Consider the following 24066-nt stretch of genomic DNA (forward strand, 5'->3'; position numbering starts at 1 on the left):
AAACTGTCCTCAAAGTCCTGAGACATATCTGTCCTCCAAGTCCTGAGACATGACACGAGTCCAGGGACTCGTCAACCACTCACGGGCGGCGGAGCCGCTAGATTGGAGGCACCGGAACAGTCGTCACCTGGGGCAGGGGTGCGGATGCAGAATTCGAAGTCGACACCGATGACCGTGCCGGGGCTGCGGGTGTACCGGCCCGAATCACCCGCAGCGCGGATGGCGCTCGTCGGCGCAACCGTCGTGGTCGGCCTCGTGCTCACGTGGATGGCCGGGCGGTCGGGTCCCGTTCGCACGTGGATGGTGGCGGCCGGAATCGCCGTCCTGCTCGTGGCCCGGGGACTGCATCTGCGGCGGCCCGTCACCATGACACATTCGGTGGCCGCGGTGGTGTTCGTTGCGGCCGCGGATGTGGCGTACACGAGCGCACATTCGACTCCGGGATTTCTCCTCCTCGTGGCCACCGGACCCGTCCTGATGCTGCCGGTGCGCAGTGTGCCGCAACCCGAGGACCGTGCCCGCGTCTTCTCGCTGATCCAGCAGACCACGGACGACCCGTTGTCGCCGTTCGCCCTCAATTCGGCGAAGTCGTACTACTTCAACGCGTCGGGCACCGCGGCGATCGCCTACCGGGCGCGATCCGGAATAGCGGTCGTCTCCGGCGATCCCATCGGCAACGCGCTCGAATTCGGCGCCCTCCTCGACGAGTTCTCCGAGTTCGCGGCCGAACGCGGTTGGCGCGTCGCCGTGCTCGGAGCGGGGGAGCGCGTCGCCCGGCTGTGGGAGATCGGCGGCGACACCCGAAAGCCGTTGTCGGCGGTCCCGATCGGCCGTGACGTGGTGATCGACGTCGGACACTTCACCCTGCACGGCAGGAAATTCCGCAACCTCCGGCAGGCCGTGCAGCGCACCCACAACGCCGGGCTCACCACCGAGATCGTCCCGGAAGCCGCGCTCGACGAACCAACGCGCCGGGAGTTGACGGACATCGTCGAGAACGCCCGCGCCGGACATCAGCGCCGCGGGTTCTCGATGATCCTCGACCACCTGCTGGACGGCGCACTCCCCGGTGTTCTGCTCGTCATCGCCCGCGACTGCACCGGGCGCGCCGTCGCCTTCCAGCGTTACGGCACCGCCGATTCCGCCCGCGAACTGAGCCTCGACGTTCCGTGGCGAGCCGACGGCGCGCCGAACGGCACCGACGAACGCATGACCGTCGACGTCATCCGCTACGCCGGGCACACCGGTGCGCGATACGTCTCGCTGTCGTTCGCGGCGTTCCCCGAACTCCTCGACCCCGACGCACCCGGCGCGGGGGCCCGGCTCTTCCGCCGTGTCCTGCACCTCGGCGACGTGCTGATCTCGCTCGAGTCGCTGTACCGCTACCTCGGCAAGTTCCATTCCACGGGGAACCGGCGCTACGTCCTCCTGCGTTTCCGCTACCTGCTGCCCGTGGCGTTCGCGTGCCTGACGTTCGAGTTCGTGCCGCACCGGGAACGGGCCTGAGGAGCGAGGTCAGAAGTCGAAATTCTTCTCGTTCGTCGCGGTGAGCGCGTCGACGACGGCCGCGAGATCGGTCTTGGAGACGTCCGGGGTCGCCTCCTTCGGTGTCGGTCGCGTGGCCTTGTCCGGTGGGGTCTGATTCTTGCCGGGCCGTTCGTCCGTCATCTGTGCACCTTCGCGATAGGCCGAGCCGGGCAGGTTTACTGACCAGTACACCGTCGGGCGACTGCGTCCGCAACTCGACAGGGTCCTGATGTGACGCGGTCCACGTCGAGCCAGCTATCTGTCAGCTATCAGGCTGTGATCGACTGGGGCGACAAGTGCTCGTGGACGGCGATCCAGCCTGAATCTTCACGCCGCCGGAACAGGATCGTCTCTCGTTCGTCGAGCTCGACCGTTCCTGTCGAATCCCGCACGGTGGTGCCGACCCGGTGCGTCAGCACCGCGACATCCGGGGCCGGAAACGTGACGTTCTGCTCGCTGGAACGGCACGCCAGAACGCGGAACCCGTCCGACTCCCACTCGGCCCACAGGTCGCGGTAGGCCTCGCGACTGGGCAGCGGCACCGGGTGGGTGTAGAAGACGAACGTCGCGTCCGGGCTGAACGCCTCGAAGTAGGCGGTCGTGTCGTGCTCGCCGAATGCCCGGATCAGCGCGTCGATCGCGTGCTGGACGTCAGCCGTTTTCGTGTCAGCCATGAGCTGGGGTCTCCTCGACTGCCAGCGCGGCTTCGCTGTCTTCGATGAACCGTTCCTCGGTGTCGAGGTCCAGCGACCGGGACAGGACCCAGTACGCGATCCCCGACACGGCGAGTCCGACCGCGAACGCGACGTCGACGTCACCGAGGGCCGCGGCGATCGGCCCGACGTAGAACGGCAGCACCATGAACGGAACGGAGGCGACGATGCCGGCGAAGAAGGCCGTCATTCCCCGCCACGACCACATTCCGTACAGCCCGTCCGGCGTGAACAGGTCGGTGATGGCGTAATGCCCGCGGCGCACGAAGAAGAAGTCGGTGAGATTGACGGCGGTCCACGGCACGAGGAGGTACAGCATGATCAGCAGCGTCGTGTTCAGGACGGTCGTCGAATCGGTGAACAGCAGGCTCAGCACCAGCCAGACCGCGGCCAGCGCGAGGACGGTCACCACCCGGATCCGGCGGGACGGGGTGACCTTCCGGAAGGAGTCGATGCCGGTGATCACGGTGAGCATGCCGCTGTACGCGTTCAGGCCCATGGTCGCCACCAGCACGAGCGTCGCGACGAGGGCGAGCACACTGCCGAGGAACGGGACCACCGAGTTGCCGGCGTCGTGGATGCCGGCGAGCGCATCCGCCGCTCCGAGCCGGGTGGCCATCCACGCACCCACCGGGATCAGCCAGACCGGCGACGCGGAGGCGCCGAGGAACACGGCCGACACGATGGCCGACGTCCGCGTGTTGCGCGGCAGGTACCGCGAGTAGTCCGACACGTACGGCGCGTAGGTGATGTTGTAGGAGGCCGCGACACTGAACTGGGCGATGAACGCCAGCAGGGTGAACCCGCCCGTCGCCGCGCCCGCGTCGCCGCCGGCGTGCCCGAACACGACGCCCCACGTGAGGATGGCCCACAGCGGCAGCGACAGCCAGAACAGCACACGGAACGACAGGTGCAGCAGATCGTGACCGTAGATCGCGAGCAGCGTGGCGACCGCGGTGATGACGACGGCGATGACGGCCGCGTTCCACCCGAAGATGCTGTGCAGGCCCGCCTTGATGATGACGACGTCCACGACGTTGAACCCGACGTACGTGAACAACGTCCCGATGAGTGCGAGGACGACACCGCGATAGCCGAACTGCGCGCGGGACTGCACCATCTGCGGGAGTCCGAGCACCGGTCCCTGCGACGCGTGGAACGCCATGAACAGCGTTCCGAAGAAGATGCCGAGAATGCCCGCGACGACCGTCCAGCCCAGCGACAGGCCGAGGGCGGGGCCGACGAAGCCGATGGCCACCGTGAAGGGCTGGAAGTTTCCGACGAACCAGAAGGGGCCCTGGTCGCGGACCTTCCCGTGACGTTCGTCCTCGGGGACGTAGTCGATCGAGCGGGTCTCGATGGTGCCACCGAGGGTCGCGGCGGTGTCGCCGGAGTGATCTGACACTGAAACTCCTTGGAGGTGCTGTGGCTCTGATCACCACTCTGCGCACTGCGCCGCCCCGGCACCAGAGGCGAGATGTACAGTTCGTCTATTACGGTTGGGCAATTAGTACAAGAGGTCGCCGGTGATCACCGTCCAGGACGTCCTGTCTGCTCCCACGCTGCGGCTCACGTCGATGAGCGGGACGGCGGGAGTCGGCAACCCCATTACCGCAGCGCACGTGTCCGAACTGACGCGTCCGCGGGACTGGCTGCAGGGTGGCGAATTGCTGATGACCGTCGGCCTGATGCTTCCCACCACCGAATCCGGGTGCCGCGACTACGTGCGGGACTGCGTCGCGGGCGGGGTCGCCGCACTGTGCCTCGGTCTGGGGCACGGGCTGCCCTACCAGGCGCCGCCGGCGCCCCTCGTTGCGGCGGCGCGCGAATTCGGCGTCCCGCTGCTCATCGCCCCCGACTCGGTGCCGTTCATCGCCATCACCAAATGGATCTTCTCCCGGATCGCCGAGGAGGAGAAACGTGCGCTCGAGGACGCCATCGAACTCAGCTATCAGCTCACCGCGGTCGCGGCCGGACCGTCGCCCCTGAGCGGACTGCTCGACAAGTGGCGGTGCGTCAGCGGCTCCCTCTGCGCGGTGCTGGACGCGTCCGGCGGGGTGGTCCAACTCTCCGACGGCGTCGACGCGGCGTTCCTGCAGGACGCCCAAGACCAGGTGGGTCGCTACACCACCCGGGCGAAGGGCTGGACGGCGTTCGGCGGTGCCGGTCGGCGGGAACTCGAACTGCACCCCGTTCGCATCGACAACCCGCTCGCGTTCGTCGTGCTCGAGCGGTCGGCGGACAGCGCGCTGCGGCACGCGTCCAATGTTCTCGTCTCGCTGCTGTCGCTCGAACTCGAACGGCGTCACGTGGCCGGCGAACCGGAGCGGCAGCGGCGGGCGGCGGCGCTGGCGCAGTTGCTCAGACCCGGACTCCGGCGGGAGCGCGCACATCAGATCGCGGCCGGCATCGGGCTGTCCCGGGAACCCCTGCAGATCGCCGTCGTGCGCTCCACTCCCGAGGCTGTGGCCGACCTGACCGTCCGGATCGGTTCGGTCCTTCCGGATTCCGTCCTGAGACAGCGCAATTCGGACATCGAGATCGCGCACCCCGAGGTCGCCGGGCTGGCGGACCTGCTGTCGGGCGTGGCAGAGGGATGCGCCATCGGGATCGGCGCGCTGGTTCCGGTGGACGCGCTGGCCGTGTCGGCGATGCAGGCGCGATCTCTCGTCGCCGTCAGCGCCCGACTGGGCCGCGCCGTCGACGCCAAGGAAGGGGAGACCGTGCAGTTGCTGCTGCGACTCGGCTCGGCCGACGTGCTCAGCGGCTTCTCGACCGCCGTCCTCGCACCCCTCGATCAGCTCGAGCCGCGCGAACGCGTCGAACTCCAGCGAACGCTCGAGGAATGGCTGCGAGCCAACGGGGCCTGGGACCCGGCGGCGGCCGCCCTCTCCGTGCACCGCAACACCGTCCGGAACCGGATCGACAAGATCGCGGCGCTGACCGGGCGGAACCTCGACCAGGCCGACGACCGCATGGAGCTGTGGCTGGCGCTCAAGGCCAGGGCGGTGACGCCGTCGACGGACGAACCCGACTGACGGTCACGCCCGGACCAGGATCTTCACCGCCGTGTCGTTGTGCTCGATCAACGTCGCGAGGCCCTCGGAGACCAGGTTGTCGAGTTCGATCCGGCCGGTGATGAACGGGGCCAGGTCGATCACGCCGCTGCGCACCAGCTCGATCACCGCCTCGTGATCTCGGACGTAGGCGATGGTGCCGCGCAGGTCGATCTCCTTGAGGACGAGCTTCTGCATGTCGACCGTCGCGGGCTTTCCCCAGATCGACACGTTCACCACCACGGCTGCGGGCCGGACGGCGTCGAGGATGGTGTCGAGGACGGCGTTGACCCCGGCGCACTCGAACCCGAGGTCGGCGCCGACACCGTCGGTCAGCTCGAGCACCCGGGTCTTCACGTCCTCCGACGACGGGTCGATCACGTGATGCGCGACCCCACTGGACAGCGCCTTCTGCTTCCGGGCGTCGCTGAGTTCCGTGACGATCGTGGTGACACCCAGACCCTTCAGGACCGCGGCCACCAGGAGTCCGATCGGCCCCGCGCCGCCGACCAGCGCGACGTCGCCGGCCTTGGCCCCGCTGCGGACGACCGCATGGTGCGCGACGCTGAGCGGTTCGATCAGGGCCGCCTCGTCGAGCGGGATGTCGCCGATCTTGTGCACCCACCGGCGGTCGACCACCACCTTCTCGCTGAGTCCGCCCCCGCCACCGGCCAATCCGATGAAACCCATCTTCGTACACAGGTGGTAATTGCCTGCCTTGCAGGACGCGCACTCGTTGCACACGAAGTACGGCTCCACCACCACGTTGTCACCCACGGCGACATCGGTGACGCCCTCACCGACCTCCTCGACCGTCCCGGAGAACTCGTGGCCCATCGTCACCGGAGCATTCTCGTGCGACAGCGGATGGGGATGCCCCGGCGGGGAGATGAAGATCGGGCCCTCCAGGTACTCGTGGAGGTCGGTGCCGCAGATTCCGCACCACGCGACCCGGAGTTTCACCGCGCCCGGCCGCAATTCCGGCTCCGGGATGTCGTCGATCCGGATGTCGCGTCGGCCGTGGAAGCGTGCTGCCCTCATGAATCCGCCCTCACTACGTTGTGAACGTGCTGATTCGGGGAACGGTACGGGCGCGCGGCCGGGGGCGGGAAGAGTTGCAGTGTGTTGCAATTCGATGGCGCCGGTGTGACGTTCACCGGCCGATAGCTGGTTTGACCGGATCTGCGGGTACCTTCGAGGGGAAAGACTGGTTCGATCTGGGGGAGTGAGGCATGGCACGCATACGCACGGCGGCTGAAGCCGAAATCAACGCCGCCGAGCAGATGCAGAAGCTCGGTTACGGCGACGCCACAGCGCTACTCGGAGGCGCGGACGGCGGCATCGACGTCTACTCGTCACGCGCGTACGCGCAGGTGAAGTGGCGTGGCGGCAGTGCAGGCAAGTCGGACCTCGCGAACCTCTACGGCACCCGCGGAACCAGCCACGCCCGGAAGCTCCTGTACTTCTCCGGCCCCGGATACACGGACGAGGCCGTCGACTACGCGGACACGGTGGGCATCGCCCTGTTCCGGTGCGAGCCCGACGGCGATACCCCGCCGGTCGGTGTCCACGCCCCGAAACTGGTGGCCGCCGCGCGTAACTCGACGGTTGCGGTGGCCCCGTCCCCGCCGCCCCCACCGGAGCCCGAATCGCCGGCGCGCATCGTCGCCCGCAACGCATGGGCGATGGTCGCAGGCTTCTTCGGCGCCCACTGGCGACTCCTCGGCGCCGTCGTCTGCACGATTGTCCTCATGATCGCCCCCTTCGGCGAAGGGAACGTCGGGCTGCGGGTGTTCGCGACGATCCTCGCCGTCGTCGGCGCGCCCGTGTTCTGGCTCCTCTACGTCCAGCACCGGCACGCGAAGGACAGGTAATACGAGGAAACCACCGTCAGTACGTACTGACGGTGGTTTCTCGTTGCGGTTCGGAGTGGGCGAATCTCAGTTCGCGGTCGGCAGCGACTTCAGCGACGTGACGGTGGCGACGCAGGCACGAGCGGCCTCGGCACCCTTCTTCACGAAGTGGTCGTGGAAGTAGTTGAGGTGCTCGTCGTGCTCGTGGAAGTGGTGCGGCGTCAGCACAACCGAGAACACCGGTACGTCCGTGTCGAGTTGCACGCGCATGAGGCCGTCGATCACCGCGGTCGCGACGAACTCGTGCCGGTAGATGCCACCGTCCACGACGAGCGCGGCCGCGACGACGGCGTCGTAACGCCCGGTGAGGGCGAGGCGGCGTGCGTGCAGCGGGATCTCGAACGCGCCCGGCACCTCGAAGAAGTCCAGCTCGTCCTTCGAATACCCCAGCGTGTTCACCTCGTCGGTGAAGCCCTCGCGCGCGCGATCGACGATGTTGCGGTGCCACGTGGCCTGGATGAACGCGATTCGTCCCTGACTCTCACTCATGGTCTGAAACTACTGCACCGGAGCTAGCGCTGTGAACGGGGCAGTGCCGTGGACCGGCCCCACCCGGAGTCGTCGGTGAGGTGCTCGAGCAGGGGCTGAATCCGGTACGGCAGCGGGCTGGTCAGCGCGATGGTGGTGGTCGAATGCGTGATGCCGGGCAGGTTCGCGATCTTCTCCAGCAACTTCTGCAGCTCCGCGTGCGTGGACGTGGCCACCCGCACCAGCAGATCTTCGCGGCCGGTGGTCGCGTGGATCTCGATGACCTCCGGCAGGTCGACGAGGCGGTTGCCGACGGCGGTGAGCTTGCCCTGTTCGAGTTCGAGCCCGACGAACGCCTGGATGGGAATCCCGACCTCGGCGAGGTCGAGGTTGGGGCGGAAGCCGGTGAGCAGTCCGCTGGTCTCCATGCGCTTCATCCGGGACTGGACGGTGTTGCGGGCAACGCCCAGCGAGTTGGCGAGTTCGGCCACGCTCATGCGTGAGTCCTGGCCGAGCAGTCCGAGCAACTGCACGTCGAGCTTGTCGATGCTGAGCACTTTGGGTACCTCCGGGAAGTGACGACCGTCACCTGTTGCGTGAACTGATCAGTTGATCCGATTTGCGTTGACCAAATCTTAGACCAGATACAGGATCAAGCTCACGAAATGCTCAACGCGACGGATCGGGAATCGCAGATGACTCAGTTAGACGACGCTCGCACCAGTGCAGCATCCTTTGATCTCGCCGACCGATACCGGGCCGACTCGGGCCCGGTGTTGATGACCGGTGTGCAGGCCATCGCCCGCCAGCTGGTGGAGCAGCACGAACGCGACCGCCGCGCGGGACTGAACGTCGCGACGTTCGTCTCCGGCTACCAGGGCAGCCCCCTCGCCGGACTCGACCGCACCATCGCCGCCATCCCCACGTTGAGCACCGACCACGACGTGAAGTTCGTGCCCGGCATGAACGAGGAACTCGCCGCGACCTCCGTCTGGGGCAGCCAGGTCGACCTCCCGCAGGGCGAGCGCACCCACGACGGCGTCGTCGGCGTCTGGTACGGCAAGGGTCCCGGCCTCGACCGCGCCAGCGACTCCATCCGGCACGCCGCCATGTACGGCGCGAACGCCCGCGGCGGCGTCCTCGTCCTCGTCGGCGACGACCCCAACGCCAAGTCCTCCACCATCCCCTGCGCCAGTGAGCGGTCCATGGCCGCGATGGGCATGCCCGTGTTCTTCCCGCGCAACGCCGAGGAGGTCATCACGTTCGGCCTCTACGGTGTGGCGCTGTCGCGGATCTCCGGCTGCTGGTCGGGCATGAAGATCGTCGCCGACGTGGCCGACGGACTCTGGACCCTCGACCGCGACTTCGCCGACCTCGACATCGTGCTCCCCGAGATCGAGTGGAACGGCAAGCCGTGGTCGTACCGGCAGCGCGTGCTCGCGTCCCCGCCCGACAGCGTCTATGCCGAGGCCGACCTGTACGGGCCGCGCTGGGCGATGGTCGAGGCGTTCAACGCCGCCAACGAGATCGACAAGATCGAGGTGAACCCGCGCAGCGCGTGGCTGGGCATCGCCGCCGTCGGCACCGCCTACGACTCGCTGCGCCAGGCCCTGCTCGACCTCGGGCTCGGCGACTCCCAGCTCGAGGACGCCGGCATCCGCATCCTCCGCGTCGGCATGCCCTACCCGCTGGGCGCCGACAAGGTTCGCGAACTCGCCGACGGCGTCGAGCAGGTCCTCGTCGTCGAGGAGAAGATGCCGTTCGTCGAGTCGCAGCTCAAGGACATCCTCTACGGCGGCGCCAGCGCACCGGCAGTGCTGGGGAAGAAGAACGCGCAGGGCAAGAACCTGATTCCCGTCGACGGTGAACTGACCGCCGCCCGTCTCACCGGACCGCTGCGCCGCGTCCTGAAGGACCGGGTCGCGCTGACGCCGGCCCCGCCGCCGCGCCTCGAGCTGACCGTCCTCCCGACGTCGCGCACCCCGTACTTCTGCTCCGGCTGCCCGCACAACCGCTCCACCGCGGTACCCGAGGGATCGATCGCGGGCGGCGGCATCGGCTGCCACACGCTGGTCACGATGTCCGGCCGCACCGACAGCGCCGTCACGATGCTCACCCAGATGGGCGGCGAGGGCGCGCAGTGGATCGGGCAGGCCCCGTTCAGCGACGTCAAGCACATGTTCCAGAACGTCGGCGACGGCACCTACTTCCACTCCGGTCAGCTCGCCGTGCAGGCGTGCGTCGCCGCCGGCGTCAACATCACGTACAAGGTGCTCTACAACTCCGCCGTCGCGATGACCGGGGCGCAGGACGCCGAGGCCGGGCTGACCGTGCCGCAGCTGACCCACAAGCTGGCGTCCGAGGGCGTCAAGCAGATCATCGTGTGCGCCGAGGACCCCAAGCGGCACAAGGGCGCCCACTTCGCCGCCAACACCCTGCTGTGGGACCGCACCCGGCTCGACGAGGCGCAGCGCGTCCTCCGCGACGTCGAGGGTGTCACCGTGCTGATCTTCGATCAGCAGTGCGCCGCCGAGGCCCGCCGCAAGCGCAAGCGCGGCAAGCTGCCCGCCCGCCGCACCCGCGTCGTCATCAACGAGGCCGTCTGCGAGGGCTGTGGCGACTGCGGCGTCAAGTCCAACTGCCTGTCCGTGCAGCCCGTCGACACCGAATTCGGCCGCAAGACCAAGATCGACCAGACCAGCTGCAACACCGACTACTCCTGCCTCGAGGGCGACTGCCCGTCGTTCGTGACGGTCGAGCTGCCCGAGGAAGGCGCACCGAAGACGTTGCGCGAGATCCCGGTTCCGCCGGAGGTCGGCGACCCCGACCCCGCAGTGTGGACCGGAACGCACAACCTGTTCATGGCCGGTGTCGGTGGTACCGGCATCGTCACCGTCAACCAGGTGCTCGGCATGGCCGCACTGCGCGCCGGGCTGCACGTCGAGGGACTCGACCAGACCGGACTCAGCCAGAAGGCCGGACCCGTCACCTCGCACCTGCGGCTCAGCGATCAGAAGACGCGGTCGGGAAGCTCGGCGCCGTCCAACCGGATCAGCCCCGCGACCGCCGACTGCGTCCTCGCATTCGACCTGCTGACGGCGGCCGACGCCAAGTACGCCGGCTTCGGCAGCTCCGAGCGGACCATCACCGTCGCGTCGACCAGCCAGACCCCGACCGGCGACATGGTCTACGACCCCGCCGTCCGCTACCCGGACGAGGACAAGCTGCTCGAGCGTCTCGACGTCTCGGCCCGCGAACTGACCGCGATCGACGGGCTCGCCGCCGCCACCGCACTGTTCGGCAGCACGGCCGCCGCCAACTTCCTGCTGGTCGGCGCGGCCTACCAGGCCGGCGGACTGCCCGTCCCCGCCCGCTTCATCGAGGAAGCCCTCGAGATCAACGGCGTCGCCGTCGAGTCCAACAAGGCCGCATTCCACTGGGGACGCGTCGCCGTCGCCGACCGGGAAGCCTTCCTCGCCGCCACCAGCTCGGCCGCCGTGCCCCAGCGCAGCGACACCGTCGTCCCGACGCACCTGTTCGCCGGATCCACCCTGGACGGCACGACGCTCGAACTCACCGAACGCCGCGCCGCGAACCTCGTCGCCTTCCAGGGCGACCGCGTCGCCGCCCGCTACATCGCCCTGGTGCAGCAGGCATGGGACGCCGAGCGCGAACTGGGCAGCCGGACCGAGTTCAGCGAGGCCGTCGCCGCCGGCCTGCACAAGCTCACCGCCTACAAGGACGAATACGAAGTGGCCCGGATGCTCACCGACCAGGCGTTCCTCGACGCCGCCGCCGGCGAGGTCCCCGGCGCGGGCAAGCTCACCTACAAGCTGCACCCGCCCGTCCTCAAGGCCATGGGCCGCAAGACCAAGATCGGATTCGGCCCCCGCTCACACGTCGCGCTCAAGACCCTCGCCAAGGCGAAGTTCCTGCGCGGCACCGCGTTCGACCCGTTCGGCTACGCCAAGGTCCGTCGCCTCGAGCGTCAGCTGCTCGCACACTACGAGACCACGGTGGCCCGCCTCGTCGCCGACCTCTCCGCCGACACCTACGACACCGCAACGCTGATCGCCGCGACCCCCGACCTCGTCCGGGGCTACGAGGACGTGAAGCTGCGCAACGTCACCGTCTACCTCCAGCGTCTCGCCGAACTCGGCGTCGACACCTCCACCATCACGATTGCCACCACTCCGGAAAGGTCCTGAGAAGACATGACTCTCACCGCGGAACGTCACGACACCGCACTACCCGAAAACGCTGGAGTGTTCGAGCGCACCGATTTCCCCACCGACACCGCCCACGAGCAGGTGACGTTCTTCCAGGACCCCGCCACCGGACTCAAGGCGATCGTCGCGATCCACGACACCACCCTCGGACCGGCGCTCGGCGGAACCCGCTTCTACCCGTACGCCGACGAGGCCGCCGCACTCAAGGACGTCCTGCGTCTGTCGCGGGGCATGACCTACAAGTCGGCGATCGCCGGAGTCGACCTCGGCGGCGGTAAGGCCGTCATCATCGGCGACCCCGCCACCGGAAAGTCGGAGGCGCTGCTCGAGGCGTACGCCCGGTTCGTTCAGACGCTCGGCGGCCGGTACATCACCGCCGGCGACGTGGGCACCAACTCCGACGACCTCGACGTGATGGGCCGCGCCACCGACTACGTCGTCGGACGCAACACGGCCGCCGGCGGGTCCGGCGACAGCGCCCCGATGACCGCCCTCGGCGTGTTCCAGGGCATGCGCGCCGCCGCCCAGGCCACGTGGGGCACCGCAAGCCTCGCCGGCCGCACCGTCGGCGTCGAGGGCACCGGCAAGGTCGGCTACCAGCTGATCAAGCTGCTGCTCGCCGACGGCGCGTCGGTGGTCGCCACCGACGTCAACGCCGCCGCACTCGACCGCGTGGCCCGCGACTTCCCCGACGTCAAGATCGCGTCGAGCGTCATCGGGCAGGAACTCGACGTCTACGCACCCTGCGCGATGGGCGCCACGCTCACCGACGAGTCCGTCGCCGCGATCACCGCCCAGGTGATCTGCGGGGCCGCCAACAACCAGCTCGCCCACCCCGCGGTCGAGCACGACCTCGGCGAACGCGGCATCACCTGGGTTCCCGACTACGTCGCCAACGGCGGCGGACTCATCCAGGTCGCCGGCGAGCGGCTCGGCACGTCCGCCGACGACGTCCGCGCGCAGGTCGAGAAGATCTTCGCCACCGTCGTCCAGATCCTCGACGTCGCGAAGCGGGACGGCATCCTCGCCGGCGCCGCAGCCGACGCCGTCGCCGAGGCCCGCATCGCCGCAGCCAAGTAGGCGGCTCCGCCGCTCGTGCCCCTTTTTGGTAGCTCCCGCAACCAGAAAGGCGCACGGGCGCGAAGCGCCTAGGCCGTCAGCCGCCGGTGCAGCTCCCAAGCATTGCGCTCGACGCGATTGGATTCGAGCATCCCGTCAGCGCGGACGCTCCACACCGCGGTGCCCGTCAGATGGATCGGTTGCCCGTCGGGTTCGGTACCCATGAATCCGCGGTTGCGGCCGGTCATTTCCCACAGCGACGCGACGCGGGAACCGTCCTCGTTCTGGAACGTTTCGACGGGGATGAACTCCAGATCCTCGACGGTCGACTGAAACTTCAGCACCCATTCCTTGAAGGCGTCCCGGCCGCGGATCGCCTCCCCGCCGGTGACGATGACGAAATCCTCGACGACGAGCTCGTCGATCGCGTGCGGGTCCTGGGGTGACTGCCACACCCGGGCCCAGAAATTCTCGACTGCGTGAACTCCGTGTTGTACAGACATGGTTTCCTTGCTCTCTCGCTAACTTGGAATTTCCAAGTTAGCACGGATACGACGAGGTCGCGCCCCGTTCTTCACGAGTTCCGGTTAACCCTGCGAATCGCCCGCCGGGGCCGGAGCACCCTGCTGTACATGCAGAGTCGATGCGGGGACGCGGCGACCGTCGTCGGTGACGAAGGCGAGGGACACGGCCTCGCCGGTGGTCTCGTCGGTGTACTCGGGGGAGGTGCTACCCGGACGCGGCAGATGGTCGCGACCGAACTGGCCCAGCGCCCCGATCACGACATGCAACTGCTTGCCCTTCTCCGTCAGCACATACTCCAGACGTTCCCGCGACCCCTCCTGACGATAGGCGCGACGTTCGAGGATCCCTTCGTCGACGAGCATCGCCAACCGTGCCGTGAGCACGTCGGACGCCACCCCGAGACTGCGGGTGAACTCCGAGAACCGACTGTGGCCCCAGAAGGCGTCGCGGACGATGAGCAGCGTCCACTTGTCGCCCAGGAGTTCGAGGGTGCGCGCGATGGAGCAACGGGCAGGCGTGGCCGACGACGGACTCATGCAACGAGGATAGTCCGTACTGGCTTGGTGCGTCCAAGCCAGCGGCTTCGCCGCCCGTGCGCGGCGAACGAGTGCAGAGACTCGCTAACCGCGCACGGGCGCGAAGCGCCTCACGCCCGCATCCCCGTGACGACGGCGTCGAGGAACTCGTCCGCGATCTCCTCGGGTGTCTCGGCGCCCGCGGGGGTGATCCAGAGGTAGCTGTAATTGAACATGCCCAGCAGGCCCTTGACCATCAGCCGCGGGAGAGCCCGGAACTGTCCGTCGCGGATGCCCTGCTCCAGCGCGTTCCGCCAATGCGATTCGTAGCGTTCACGTTCGGCGATGATGCGATCCCGACGCTCGTCCGTCAGGGCGTGGTACTCGCGGAAGAAGACCGTCCACTCCGCACGGTGCTCGGCGATGTTCCGCATGAGGGCTCGTGCGAGGCCGCGCAGCCGTTTCTCCGGATCGGCCTCGGACAGCGCGAGTTCGTCGGCCACCGTGTTCATCTGCGCGAGTTGCCGGCTGCTGATCTCGTAGAGGATTGCCTCCTTGCTGCCGATGTAGTGGTACAGCGCTCCCCGGCCCAGCCCGGTCGCCTCACCGATCTCGGCGACCCCGGTGCCGTGGTAGCCCGACTTCGCGAACAATTCGGCGGCCACCTGCAGGACTCGGTCCCGGTTGGCGTCGTACTTGTCGCTCATCGAAGGGCCCCTTTGTCTCCCGGCGGTCGAAGATGTGAGTCTAGACGGCCCAGATCACGGGTTCGGCGCGGCCAGTCCGGTGATCAGGGCGTCGAGAAAGCCGTCGGCGATCTCTTCGGGGGTGCGGGCCCCGTCGGCGGTGAGCCAGAGGTAGCTGTAGTTGAACATGCCGAGCACACCCTTGATCATCAACGGCGGCAACAGGGTGAACACCCCGTCTCGGACGCCTTCGTCGAACGCGTGCCGCCAATGCGATTCGTACCGTTCGCGTGCCGCGACGACCCGCGCACGCCGATCACCGGTCAGGGCGTGGTACTCGCGGAAGAACACCGTCCACTCGGCGCGGTACTCGGCGATGTTGCGGAGCAGGGCCCGTGCCAGACCGCGGAGGCGGCGCTCCGGATCCGGTTCGGTCAGGGCGAGTTCGTCGGCCACGTCGTTCATCTGCGCGAGTTGCCGGCTGCTGATCGCGAACAGCACCTCCTCCTTGCTGCCGATGTAGTGGTACAGGGCCCCGCGGCCGAGCCCCACCGCCGTGCCCAGGTCGGCGATCCCGGTGCCGTGGTAGCCCGACCTCGCGAACAACTCGGCGGACACGCGCAGAATTTCGGCGCGGTTGAGGTCGTATTTGGTGCTCATCGAATCACCGTTCGACGTGCACGATCAGGGCCTGCCCCTGGCCCCCGCCCCCGCACAGCGCCGCTGCGCCGACGCCACCGCCGCGGCGTCGCAGTTCGAGCGCGAGGTGCAGGACGATCCGTGCCCCCGAGACACCGATCGGGTGGCCGAGCGCGATCGCGCCGCCGTTGACGTTCACCCGGTCCGCGTCGAGACCGAGGCGTTCGGACGAAACGAGTGTGACCGCGGCGAACGCCTCGTTGATCTCGACGAGATCGAGGTCGCGAGGTGCGATCCCCTCCCGTCGGCATGCAGCCTGGATGGCGTTGGACGGCTGCTCGTGCAGACCCGAATCGGGTCCGGCGACCACGGCACGTGATCCGATCTCGGCCAGCCACGACAGTCCGAGCCGGACGGCCGTCGACTTCCGTGTGACCACGACGGCGCAGGCACCGTCGGAGATTGGTGACGAGTTGCCGGCCGTCAGCGAGCCGCCTGCGGCGAAAGCCGGGGGCAGACCCGCGAGGTCCGCTGCCGAGGTGTCGGCCCGGATGCCCTCGTCGTGGCTCAAATCGGTTGACTCACCCCGCCCGGACCTGATCGGAACGGGAACGATCTCGGCCGCGAAGACGCCGTCCTTGCGCGCGCGTGCGGCCGCACGGTGCGAGCGAGCGGCCCACTCGTCCTGGGCGTCCCGGGTGATCCCGTACTCGGGATTCCTCGACTCGGTGAGCGCCCCCATCGACGACCCGGTGAAGGCGTCCTGGAGCCCGTCGAACGCGAGGTGGTCGATCAGTACCGTGTCGCCGTACTTGTGCCCGCGCCGACTGTTCGTCAGGAGGTGCGGCGCCGTGCTCATCGATTCCTGACCGCCGGCGACCATGATGTCCGCGTCGCCGGCGGAGATCATCTGGTGCGCCAGCGTTATCGCGTCGATTCCCGAGAGGCACATCCGGTTGATGGTCAGTGCCGGTGTGGTCATGGGGATTCCGGCGGCTGCCGCCGCGACGCGCGCCGGCAGTTGGCCGCTGCCCGCGGTGAGCACCTGGCCCATGACGACGTGGTCGACGGCGCGTGCGTCGACACCGGCCGATTCCAGCGCACCACCGATCGCGTGGCCACCCAGTACCTGGGCGCTCAGGCTCGACAGGGATCCCATGAAGCGTCCGAACGGGGTTCGTGCCCCCGCGACGAGGACGGTGGGGTCGTGGTGGTCGGTCATTGTTCGTCTCCTTCGCGAGCGTGGTGCCGCCCTGCGGCCGTTCCCGGCCGCAGGGCGGCTGATGTCAGTTAGTACGCGACGTCTCGAAGGCGTCGGAGAACGCGTACCCGTCGAGCAGGCGTCCCGCCGTGACCAGGTACTGGATCGTCGGGGTGCCCTCCTCGAGCCAGTTGAGGCGGGCATCCCGGTAGAGGCGCTCGATCGGGTGCGCGCGCGTGTATCCGATTCCGCCGTGGATGAGCAGAGCCCGGTCGGTCACCCGGCCGACGGCCTCGAGGCCGAACAGCTTGCACATGCTGGCCTCGGTGGGAATCCGTTCGCCGGCATCCCACTTCTGTGCTGCGTCGGCGAGGATCCCGCGCAGGGCGTAGACGTCGGTGGCCATCTCCGCCAGGTAGCGCTGGATGGCCTGCCGTGTGCCGATCGGCTTGCCGAATGTGACACGGCTCTTCGCGTGGGCGATCGACAGTTCGAGGGCGCGCTCGGACGTGCCGAGGGAGCTTGCCGCGATGAACACCCGGCTGATCTCCAGTGCGCGTTCGAGGTGCTCGTTTCCCTGTCCCTCGACGCCGACGAGGGCGGTGGCGGGAACCCGGACGGAATCGAGGGTGACGCGTCCGTGCTCGGTGCCCTTGCATCCCATCGTCTCGGGAAGCGCTGCGATCGAGAGACCGTCGGTCTCGCGGGGAACGAGGAACGCGGAGACATCGGTCGCGGTCGTCTTCGCGAAGACGATGAAGTGAGACGCGATGTCGGAGTTGGTGATCAACCACTTCTCGCCGTTCAGGACGTAGTCGTCGCCCTCGCGCACCGCGGTCGACCCGAGGTCGGCGCCCGTCCCGAAACCCGGTTCCGTCAGCGCGAACGCGACCGAGTTCCGGCCCGTGGCCGTGCCCGGGAGGACGTCCGCCTTCTGTCGGTCGCTGCCGATCTCGGATAGCGCGTGGGCGAAGGAGTTGTGCACGTGGACGATGACCCGGAGCCCGCCCTGCACCTTGGCGAACTCGGCGATGATCGGCAGGTACTGGGCGATCGACAGGCCGCTGCCGCCGTACTCGCGGGGGACGAGCAGGCCGAGCGCGCCGATCCGCTCGAGGATGGGCATGACGATGTCGTGTGGAACCTGCTCGTCGTTCTCGATCCGCTGTTCGAGTGGATCGAGTTCGGACCAGATCGCCTCGAAAATGCGGTCCCGGAGCGCCAGGTACTCCGACTCCGGAATGCCGACCGAATGCGTGAGTGTCGCGGTCATGGTGTTGTGTCCCTTCGTTGTTGGTCGTTGCGGTCGTCGTGTGTCACAGCGCCCAGCCACCGTCGACGGTGAGGACGGAGCCTGTGCAGAATGTGGCGTCTTCGCTGAGGAAGACTGCGGCCTTGGCGATTTCGTCGACGGTGCCGAATCGGCCGAGGACGGTTTCTCGTTCGATGCGCCTGCGCGCGGAGTCGGGCACTGCATCGGTCATGTCGGTGCTGACGAAGCCGGGGGCCAGCACGTTGACCCGGATGCCGTCCCGCGCGACCTCCTTGGCGAGTGAGCGACCGAAGCCGATCATCGCGGACTTCGCACCCGCGTACGCGGTGTCGCCGGCGTGACCGATCAGGCCGACGACCGACGACACCAGCACGATGCTCGGTGACCTGCCGTGCACGAGGTGGGGCAGCGCTGCCCGCGCGAGAGCGACGGTGCCGCGGAGGTTCGTCTCTATCACGCTCCACCAGGCGTCCGGGTCCGTCTCGACGAGCCGCCCGCCCGACCACTGGCCCGCGTTCAGGACGAGCGAATCGAGGTGTCCCCAGTGGGAGACGACGCGCTCCACCGCCGTGAGCGCCGTGGTGTCGTCGTGCAGGTCGAAGCGGATCGGAAGTACCTGCTCGGGAGCGTCCGCGGCGAGTTTCTCGGCGTCCTCACGTCTCGTCCGGTACGTGCATCCCACCCGGCAGCCGCGCTGCGTCAGGGCCGTGGTGACGGCGGCTCCGATGCCGCGGGAACCGCCGGAGACCAGCGCGACGCGGGGATCGTCGTGATCGTTCTTGTTCATGTTCAGAAATGTACTGATCGATCCAAAAATAGTCCAGAGTGTTCGTGAAAGTTGGTCTGAACGACGAATTACCTGGATATTTGGATGAGTTCACGACATGGATCGATCGGTACAAGAATGCTTGCGGTCGACGTCCGGGATGTGCTAGACCTTTGACCGTGGCCACACGGGGCGACGGCGCGGACGATGTCCGATCGGCGAACCCCGGACGAGGCCCGACGGCCCGCTCATAACCGCGGTGGCACCGGATCGACACACGGCAGCCGCACCGCCCCACATCAGCAGCGATGGGAGATTCGATATGAGAGTCATCGACGACCTGGAGGTCACTCGGGTCAAACCCCGGAAGGTTGCCTTCGCGTCCTTCGTCGGAACGGCAATCGAGTGGTACGACTTCTTCATCTTCGGGACAGCGGCCGCACTGGTATTCGGGAAGGCGTTCTTCCCGTCGTTGAGTCCGCTGTCGGGAACGCTGGCCGCGTTCGCGACGTTCGGTGTCGCGTTCGTGTCGCGTCCCGCAGGCGCGATCGTCTTCGGGCACTTCGGAGACCGGATCGGCCGCAAGAAGATGCTGGTGTTGTCCCTGGTGCTGATGGGGTCGTCGACGGTCGCGATCGGACTCATCCCTACCTACGGAGCGATCGGTCTCGCCGCGCCCGTGCTGCTCGTCCTCGCGCGCCTGGCACAGGGCTTCGCGGTCGGCGGAGAATGGGGCGGCGCGGTGCTGATGGCAGTCGAACACGCGCCGCGCGAGAAGCGGGCGTTCTACGGCAGCTGGCCGCAGGCCGGCGTGCCCGCCGGACTCGTTCTCGCAACGCTCGCATTCCTCCTGGTCGAGCAGCTTCCGGATGACCTGGTACAGGCATGGGGATGGCGGCTTCCGTTCCTCGCTAGCGCCGGGTTGGTCGCGGTCGGCATGTACGTGCGACTGAAGGTCGTCGAATCGCCGGAGTTCGAGAACGTCAAGCGCAACAAGAAGATTGCCGACTTCCCGATCCTCGCGGTCCTGCGGGGTGAGAAGCGGGCGCTGGGCGTCGGGATTCTCACCCAGGCCGCCTCCCTCGTGCCGTTCTACCTTGTCACCGTCTTCGTCCTGTCGTACGGTCCGAAGGAACTCGGCATCTCGCGGCAGACGATTCTGTTGAGCATCCTCGTCGCGTGCGTCCTCGACATCCTGACGGTGCCCTACACGTCGATGATCGCGGACCGGATCGGAGCACGGAAGATGTTGATCTACGGGTCCCTCTACATGGCGGCGATCGCGTATCCGTTTTTCTGGTTGCTGTCGACCGGAGTGGGTGTGGCCGTCCTGCTGGCGATGATTCTGATCATCACTATCGGTCACGCCGTCACCTATTCCGCGGTGGCCGGCTACGTCACCGGTCTGTTCCCGGCCGAAGTCCGATACACCGGCGCGTCCGTCGCCTACCAGTTCGGTGGTGTCGTGTTCAGTGCTCCCGCTCCGTTCATCGCGGTGGCGATCGCTGCCGAGACGGACGGTTCGTGGGCACTGGCTGCGTACATCGCAGCGGCGTGCGCCATCACGGTCCTGGTCCTGACCCTGACGAAAACTGCAAAGGTGAATCACTGATGTCTCCCGACAGACTCGCAACGTCCGCACTCGCCGGGGCCTGGCACGACATCGAATCCCTGCTGGACCGCGACCCGTTCGGTGGCGACTTCAACACCGCCCACGAAATCTGCACCCGTTATGCGGCCGACCCGAATCGGGTGGCGCTGACCGTCCGGCACGAGGACGGCTCGGCCGACCGCTGGACGTACCGCGAACTCGACAGGCTCGCCGCCAAGGCGGCACGGGTGTTCGCGCGTGCGGGACTGACGCGGGGAGATCGCGTCGGCGGACTGCTCTCGCGACAGGTCGAGAGTTGGATCACCGCACTGGCGGCGTGGCGCTCCGGGCTGGTGTACGTGCCGCTGTTCGGCGGGTTCGCCCCGGACGCGATCGGCCTGCGCCTCGACGCGGCGGGAGTCCGCGCGGTCGTGGTCGATCAGCGGTACCGGCCGGCCCTCGCGCAGGCGCAGGCGACCCACGGACTCGATCCCGCGGTGTTCGTCGTCGGCGACGTCGCGGCCGGCACGGACGACAGGTCCTTCTGGACCGAGGTCGACCGGGCCGACGCCGACGGTCCGCTCGCGACCACGGCACTCGGGGACACCGCCACCCTGCTGTTCACCAGCGGAACATCCGGAACACCGAAGGCGTGCACCATGACCCACGCCACCTTCGTCTCCGTCATGCCCTACGCGAAGGCCGTTCTCGGGGCGACCCGCGACAGCGTCGTCTTCTCGACGTCGGACCCGGCGTGGGCGTTCGGGCTGTACAGCACCGGTGCCGCCGTCATGGCGCTGGGCGTGCCGCGCGTCATGTACTCGGGGAAGTTCGTCCCCGAGGCCTGGCATCGCGTCATCCGGGAAGAGAAGGCCACGATCCTCACCACCGCGCCGGCCGCCCTGCGGCGACTGACGGCGACGTTCGCGCAGGACGGGGTCCCGCCGACGCTCCGCACCGTCGCCGCTGCCGGCGAACCGCTCACCGCAGTGGTCGCCGCGGCCTGGGCCGGCACCGGTGCACCCGCCGTGCGCAACGGGTACGGACTGTCCGAGGTCGGCATGCTCCTGGGCGACACCCAGGGCACCGAAACGAGGTCCGGCCCGGGCTGGATGTCCGCCACGATTCCCGGGTTCGACACCTTCCTCGCCGACCGGGACGGGCAACCGGTGGCCGACGGCCAACCGGGATTGATCGCGGTACGGCAGCCCCGGTACCAGATGTCCAGCGGCTACGAGAACACCCCCGACCTGTGGGCCGACCGCTGGCGCGGCGACGTATTCCTCACCGAGGACCGAGCCGTCACAGACCCCCAGGGGCGGTGGCAGATACTGGGCCGGGACGACGACATGATCATCGCGTCGGGGCACAACATCAGCCCGGTCGAGGTCGAGAACGCGCTGTTGCAGCATCCGGCGGTCGCCGACGCCGCGGCAGTCGCGTACGACGATCCGATCCGCGGCGGAGTGGTCCGGGCCGTCGTCGTCCGCGCGGACGACCGGGCCGACGACAGCGACCTCGTCACGCAACTCGCACACCTGGTCGCGCAGCGCGTCGGCCCCTATGCGGCACCGAAAGTCGTCGACTTCCGGCCCGACCTCCCGCGCACCGAAGTCGGCAAGCTGCGCCGAGCGGCCGTCCGCGAACTCCCGATCACATGAACGGGCACAACCGCATGCGCGCCCTGATGGTCACCGCGCTCGACGGTCCCCGGGCGCTCGCGCCGGTCGAGGTCGACGAACCCGTCGCGGACGAATCCGCGATCCTCGTCGAGGTTCATGCGGTCGGGGTGTCGTTCCCGGATCTGCTTCTCACCCAGGGCCTGTACCAGTACAAGCCGGAACTGCCCTTCGTCCCCGGCGGAGAGGTCGCCGGGATCGTTCGGTCAGCGCCTGGCGGCAGCGGATATTCTCCGGGCGACCGGGTCGTCGGTTTGACCGGTGTTGGCGGCGCGATGGCCGAAGTGGTTGCACTGCCGCCGGAGACGACCTTCCTCCTCCCCGACACGATTTCGATGGCCGCGGGCGCCGCCCTGCTGTTCAACTACCTCACCGTGCATTTCGCGCTGGTACGTCGTGGACGCCTCGAGTCGGGGGAGTCGGTGCTCGTCCAGGGCGCGGCGGGAGGCATCGGCACCGCCGCGACGACACTGGCGCCGCACCTCGGCGCGTCGCGGACCATCGCGGTCGTCAGCAGTGAGGAGAAGGCGGAGTACGTGCGGAGTCTCGGCGCCTCCGACGTCGTGGCCACCGGGAACTGGCGGGACGAGGTCCTCGCGATCACCGACGGCCGCGGGGTGGACGTCGTGGTCGATCCCGTCGGGGGCGATCGCTTCACCGACAGCGTCCGATCGCTGGCGACGGGCGGGAGGATTCTCGTGATGGGCTTCACCGGCCGGGACATCCCCTCGGTGAAGGTGAACCGACTGCTCCTGAAGAACGCGTCCGCAGTCGGAGTCGCGTGGGGCTCGTGGTGGGCCGAGGACCCCCGACGACTGTCCGCGCAGTGGAGCGAATTGTGTCCCTTGCTCGCGTCGGGCGCGTTGACGATTCCGGAGCCGACCCGGTACCCGTTCGACGCGGCAGCCGATGCCCTGCTCGACCTCGAACACCGCCGAACCGTCGGGAAGAGTGTCCTCACCCTCCGGTGAGGCGGCTCCGCCGCCCGTGCGCCTTTTTGGTAGTTACAGCTACCAAAAAGGCGCACGGGCGCGAAGCGCCTAGGCTCTCCCCCATGGAAACCGAGTTCGTCCGCTGGACCGAGGACGGCACCGAGCATTCGGCGGTGTGGCGGTCCACCAGCGGGGCGACGCCCCCGAAGAAGATCCGGGTGGCCGACGACTCGATGACCGCCGACGAGGCGTACCGCCTCGCGTGCGAGGGGACGGCGCTGCTGTGGCGCGGCGACTTCCACAACGCCCGCCAGCTCGGCACCGCCGTCGCCGCCCGCACCGACCGCAAGGCTCGCAAGACGTCCACCGACCCCGCCACCGCGTTCCACCTGCACCGGCAGACGCAGTCGCGGCGGGCGGGGATCCTGGGGATGCTGCTGGTGCCGTTCGACGCCGACCAGACCGTCCCGCTGCGGCGCGCCCCCGACGTGCGGCAAGCGGTGCTCGAGGCGTACGGACCGACGGACCAGCCCACCGTCACCACCCTGCGCGACCTGCTCGGGGCGATCGGCGCCCACGAGTGGCAGAAGAAGGGCGTCGAGATCCCCGCCCTCGGTGCGCGCATCCACCCCGCCTACGGCGTGTTCTCCCCGATTCGCGGCGAATACGTCGACCTCGTCGCCGACACCCCGCTGCCGTCAAACACGCAGGCATTCGACATCGGCACCGGCACCGGTGTGCTGGCCGCCGTCCTCGCGCACCGCGGCGTCGCGAAGGTGATCGCGACCGAACTCGACGCGAATGCGCTCGCCTGCGCCCGGGCGAATCTGGACCGGCTCGGCTACGCCGGTCAGGTGCAGGTGGTGGAAACGGATCTGTTTCCCGAGGGCCGGGCACCGCTGGTCGTGTGCAACCCGCCGTGGATTCCCGCCCGTCCCACCTCGCCGATCGAGTACGCGATCTACGATCCGGACAACCGGATGCTCCGCGGATTCCTGGGCGGCCTGGCCGAGCACCTCGAGCCCGGGGGAGAGGGCTGGCTCATCCTGTCCGACATCGCCGAGCACCTCGGACTGCGGACCCGCGAGGAATTACTGACCTGGATCGACGACGCCGGACTGACCGTCCTCGGACGCCGGGACGTGGCGCCCCGGCACGGCAAGGTCGCCGACCGATCGGATGCGCTGCACGCCGCGCGCAAGCGGGAAGTGACGTCGCTGTGGCGGCTCGGGGCGCAGGACTCGTCCGCCGGGTAGCACCGGACGTAACGGCGACGCGGTCCGGAACGGTCTCC

The 24066-nt window shown here is 68.3% G+C and carries 22 protein-coding genes; 9 read left to right on the plus strand and 13 right to left on the minus strand.

The features are described from left to right. Window positions 1-144 precede the first annotated feature (144 nt). Window positions 145-1506 (plus strand): bifunctional lysylphosphatidylglycerol flippase/synthetase MprF, encoded by a 1362-nt coding sequence (locus QM693_RS22660; protein ID WP_283353500.1) that lies wholly within the window; start codon window positions 145-147, stop codon window positions 1504-1506. A 9-nt stretch (window positions 1507-1515) separates the two neighbouring features. On the opposite strand, the gene QM693_RS22665 is transcribed toward QM693_RS22660, so the two are convergent. The 3 genes from QM693_RS22665 to QM693_RS22675 form a co-directional block, all read right to left on the minus strand. Then, window positions 1516-1668: a hypothetical protein gene (locus QM693_RS22665; protein ID WP_009474321.1), complete on the minus strand. Its 153-nt coding sequence runs from the start codon at window positions 1666-1668 to the stop codon at window positions 1516-1518. Between the two features lie 128 nt (window positions 1669-1796). Next, window positions 1797-2201: a YybH family protein gene (locus QM693_RS22670; RefSeq protein WP_283353501.1), complete on the minus strand. Its 405-nt coding sequence runs from the start codon at window positions 2199-2201 to the stop codon at window positions 1797-1799. After that, a complete protein-coding gene (locus QM693_RS22675; RefSeq protein WP_283353502.1) occupies window positions 2194-3645 on the minus strand; it encodes a purine-cytosine permease family protein in 1452 nt (483 codons plus the stop codon). Before QM693_RS22675 ends, QM693_RS22670 begins: the two co-directional genes overlap by 8 nt. 121 nt (window positions 3646-3766) lie before the next feature. On the opposite strand from QM693_RS22675, the gene QM693_RS22680 reads away from it, so the two are divergent. Beyond that, entirely contained in the window at window positions 3767-5278 is a 1512-nt protein-coding gene (locus QM693_RS22680; protein ID WP_283353503.1) for a PucR family transcriptional regulator, read from the plus strand. A 3-nt stretch (window positions 5279-5281) separates the two neighbouring features. Here QM693_RS22680 and QM693_RS22685 read toward each other — a convergent pair whose 3' ends face one another. Next, a complete protein-coding gene (locus tag QM693_RS22685) occupies window positions 5282-6337 on the minus strand; it encodes a 2,3-butanediol dehydrogenase (protein ID WP_283353504.1) in 1056 nt (351 codons plus the stop codon). Between the two features lie 191 nt (window positions 6338-6528). Between QM693_RS22685 and QM693_RS22690 the strand changes: the two genes are divergently transcribed. Then, window positions 6529-7170, plus strand: a complete 642-nt coding sequence (locus QM693_RS22690) for a restriction endonuclease (RefSeq protein WP_283353505.1) — start codon at window positions 6529-6531, stop codon at window positions 7168-7170. 66 nt (window positions 7171-7236) lie between these two features. Here QM693_RS22690 and QM693_RS22695 read toward each other — a convergent pair whose 3' ends face one another. Together QM693_RS22695 and QM693_RS22700 are read right to left on the minus strand one after the other, a co-directional pair. Continuing rightward, window positions 7237-7698, minus strand: a complete 462-nt coding sequence (locus QM693_RS22695; RefSeq protein WP_005252720.1) for a 6,7-dimethyl-8-ribityllumazine synthase — start codon at window positions 7696-7698, stop codon at window positions 7237-7239. Between the two features lie 23 nt (window positions 7699-7721). After that, window positions 7722-8234 carry an Lrp/AsnC family transcriptional regulator gene (locus tag QM693_RS22700; protein ID WP_009474314.1) on the minus strand — a complete coding sequence of 171 codons (513 nt, stop codon included), beginning with the start codon at window positions 8232-8234 and terminating at the stop codon, window positions 7722-7724. Between the two features lie 138 nt (window positions 8235-8372). Here QM693_RS22700 and QM693_RS22705 point away from each other — a divergent pair, with 138 nt between their 5' ends. Continuing rightward, window positions 8373-11885 (plus strand): indolepyruvate ferredoxin oxidoreductase family protein, encoded by a 3513-nt coding sequence (locus QM693_RS22705; RefSeq protein ID WP_349307516.1) that lies wholly within the window; start codon window positions 8373-8375, stop codon window positions 11883-11885. Between the two features lie 6 nt (window positions 11886-11891). Continuing rightward, window positions 11892-12986, plus strand: a complete 1095-nt coding sequence (locus tag QM693_RS22710) for a Glu/Leu/Phe/Val family dehydrogenase (protein ID WP_283353507.1) — start codon at window positions 11892-11894, stop codon at window positions 12984-12986. A 68-nt stretch (window positions 12987-13054) separates the two neighbouring features. On the opposite strand, the gene QM693_RS22715 is transcribed toward QM693_RS22710, so the two are convergent. From QM693_RS22715 to QM693_RS22745, 7 genes are all read right to left on the minus strand, one after another. Then, the gene (locus QM693_RS22715) at window positions 13055-13468 is read right to left on the minus strand and encodes an ester cyclase (RefSeq protein WP_283331288.1); all 414 of its coding nucleotides are present in this window, start codon (window positions 13466-13468) and stop codon (window positions 13055-13057) included. Between the two features lie 84 nt (window positions 13469-13552). Beyond that, a complete protein-coding gene (locus QM693_RS22720; RefSeq protein WP_283331289.1) occupies window positions 13553-14026 on the minus strand; it encodes a winged helix-turn-helix transcriptional regulator in 474 nt (157 codons plus the stop codon). Between the two features lie 110 nt (window positions 14027-14136). After that, complete coding sequence (locus tag QM693_RS22725; RefSeq protein ID WP_005252730.1) at window positions 14137-14712, minus strand: TetR/AcrR family transcriptional regulator; 576 nt, start codon at window positions 14710-14712, stop codon at window positions 14137-14139. A gap of 54 nt (window positions 14713-14766) precedes the next feature. Next, window positions 14767-15351 (minus strand): TetR/AcrR family transcriptional regulator, encoded by a 585-nt coding sequence (locus QM693_RS22730; protein WP_280781969.1) that lies wholly within the window; start codon window positions 15349-15351, stop codon window positions 14767-14769. A 4-nt stretch (window positions 15352-15355) separates the two neighbouring features. After that, window positions 15356-16552 (minus strand): acetyl-CoA C-acetyltransferase, encoded by a 1197-nt coding sequence (locus QM693_RS22735; protein WP_280781968.1) that lies wholly within the window; start codon window positions 16550-16552, stop codon window positions 15356-15358. A 64-nt stretch (window positions 16553-16616) separates the two neighbouring features. Beyond that, the gene (locus tag QM693_RS22740; RefSeq protein ID WP_283353508.1) at window positions 16617-17804 is read right to left on the minus strand and encodes an acyl-CoA dehydrogenase family protein; all 1188 of its coding nucleotides are present in this window, start codon (window positions 17802-17804) and stop codon (window positions 16617-16619) included. Window positions 17805-17847: 43 nt separating this feature from the next. Next, a complete protein-coding gene (locus tag QM693_RS22745) occupies window positions 17848-18591 on the minus strand; it encodes an SDR family NAD(P)-dependent oxidoreductase (RefSeq protein ID WP_283353509.1) in 744 nt (247 codons plus the stop codon). A gap of 301 nt (window positions 18592-18892) precedes the next feature. On the opposite strand from QM693_RS22745, the gene QM693_RS22750 reads away from it, so the two are divergent. From QM693_RS22750 to QM693_RS22765, 4 genes are all read left to right on the plus strand, one after another. Further along, window positions 18893-20182, plus strand: a complete 1290-nt coding sequence (locus tag QM693_RS22750) for an MFS transporter (protein ID WP_283353510.1) — start codon at window positions 18893-18895, stop codon at window positions 20180-20182. Then, the gene (locus QM693_RS22755; protein WP_283353511.1) at window positions 20182-21822 is read left to right on the plus strand and encodes an AMP-binding protein; all 1641 of its coding nucleotides are present in this window, start codon (window positions 20182-20184) and stop codon (window positions 21820-21822) included. The genes QM693_RS22750 and QM693_RS22755 overlap by 1 nt, the downstream gene beginning before the upstream one ends. Window positions 21823-21836: 14 nt before the next feature. Beyond that, window positions 21837-22811: an NADPH:quinone oxidoreductase family protein gene (locus QM693_RS22760; protein ID WP_283353557.1), complete on the plus strand. Its 975-nt coding sequence runs from the start codon at window positions 21837-21839 to the stop codon at window positions 22809-22811. Window positions 22812-22894: 83 nt separating this feature from the next. Further along, window positions 22895-24028 (plus strand): methyltransferase, encoded by a 1134-nt coding sequence (locus QM693_RS22765; protein WP_283353512.1) that lies wholly within the window; start codon window positions 22895-22897, stop codon window positions 24026-24028. Window positions 24029-24066 lie beyond the last annotated feature (38 nt).

Origin of the sequence: Rhodococcus sp. IEGM 1305, from assembly GCF_030058635.1 — a bacterium.
GTDB classification, from domain to species: Bacteria; Actinomycetota; Actinomycetes; order Mycobacteriales; family Mycobacteriaceae; genus Rhodococcus_F; species Rhodococcus_F opacus_D.

Excerpts from the sequence above, each read along its gene's own strand:
- QM693_RS22660 (WP_283353500.1), top strand. The coding sequence starts at position 145 with ATGCAGAATTCGAAGTCGACACCGATGACCGTGCCGGGGCTGCGGGTG.
- QM693_RS22665 (WP_009474321.1), bottom strand. The coding sequence starts at position 1,668 with ATGACGGACGAACGGCCCGGCAAGAATCAGACCCCACCGGACAAGGCC.
- QM693_RS22670 (WP_283353501.1), bottom strand. The coding sequence starts at position 2,201 with ATGGCTGACACGAAAACGGCTGACGTCCAGCACGCGATCGACGCGCTG.
- QM693_RS22685 (WP_283353504.1), bottom strand. The coding sequence starts at position 6,337 with ATGAGGGCAGCACGCTTCCACGGCCGACGCGACATCCGGATCGACGAC.
- QM693_RS22690 (WP_283353505.1), top strand. The coding sequence starts at position 6,529 with ATGGCACGCATACGCACGGCGGCTGAAGCCGAAATCAACGCCGCCGAG.
- QM693_RS22695 (WP_005252720.1), bottom strand. The coding sequence starts at position 7,698 with ATGAGTGAGAGTCAGGGACGAATCGCGTTCATCCAGGCCACGTGGCAC.
- QM693_RS22705 (WP_349307516.1), top strand. The coding sequence starts at position 8,373 with ATGACTCAGTTAGACGACGCTCGCACCAGTGCAGCATCCTTTGATCTC.
- QM693_RS22710 (WP_283353507.1), top strand. The coding sequence starts at position 11,892 with ATGACTCTCACCGCGGAACGTCACGACACCGCACTACCCGAAAACGCT.
- QM693_RS22715 (WP_283331288.1), bottom strand. The coding sequence starts at position 13,468 with ATGTCTGTACAACACGGAGTTCACGCAGTCGAGAATTTCTGGGCCCGG.
- QM693_RS22720 (WP_283331289.1), bottom strand. The coding sequence starts at position 14,026 with ATGAGTCCGTCGTCGGCCACGCCTGCCCGTTGCTCCATCGCGCGCACC.
- QM693_RS22725 (WP_005252730.1), bottom strand. The coding sequence starts at position 14,712 with ATGAGCGACAAGTACGACGCCAACCGGGACCGAGTCCTGCAGGTGGCC.
- QM693_RS22730 (WP_280781969.1), bottom strand. The coding sequence starts at position 15,351 with ATGAGCACCAAATACGACCTCAACCGCGCCGAAATTCTGCGCGTGTCC.
- QM693_RS22735 (WP_280781968.1), bottom strand. The coding sequence starts at position 16,552 with ATGACCGACCACCACGACCCCACCGTCCTCGTCGCGGGGGCACGAACC.
- QM693_RS22740 (WP_283353508.1), bottom strand. The coding sequence starts at position 17,804 with ATGACCGCGACACTCACGCATTCGGTCGGCATTCCGGAGTCGGAGTAC.
- QM693_RS22745 (WP_283353509.1), bottom strand. The coding sequence starts at position 18,591 with ATGAACAAGAACGATCACGACGATCCCCGCGTCGCGCTGGTCTCCGGC.
- QM693_RS22750 (WP_283353510.1), top strand. The coding sequence starts at position 18,893 with ATGAGAGTCATCGACGACCTGGAGGTCACTCGGGTCAAACCCCGGAAG.
- QM693_RS22755 (WP_283353511.1), top strand. The coding sequence starts at position 20,182 with ATGTCTCCCGACAGACTCGCAACGTCCGCACTCGCCGGGGCCTGGCAC.
- QM693_RS22760 (WP_283353557.1), top strand. The coding sequence starts at position 21,837 with ATGCGCGCCCTGATGGTCACCGCGCTCGACGGTCCCCGGGCGCTCGCG.
- QM693_RS22765 (WP_283353512.1), top strand. The coding sequence starts at position 22,895 with ATGGAAACCGAGTTCGTCCGCTGGACCGAGGACGGCACCGAGCATTCG.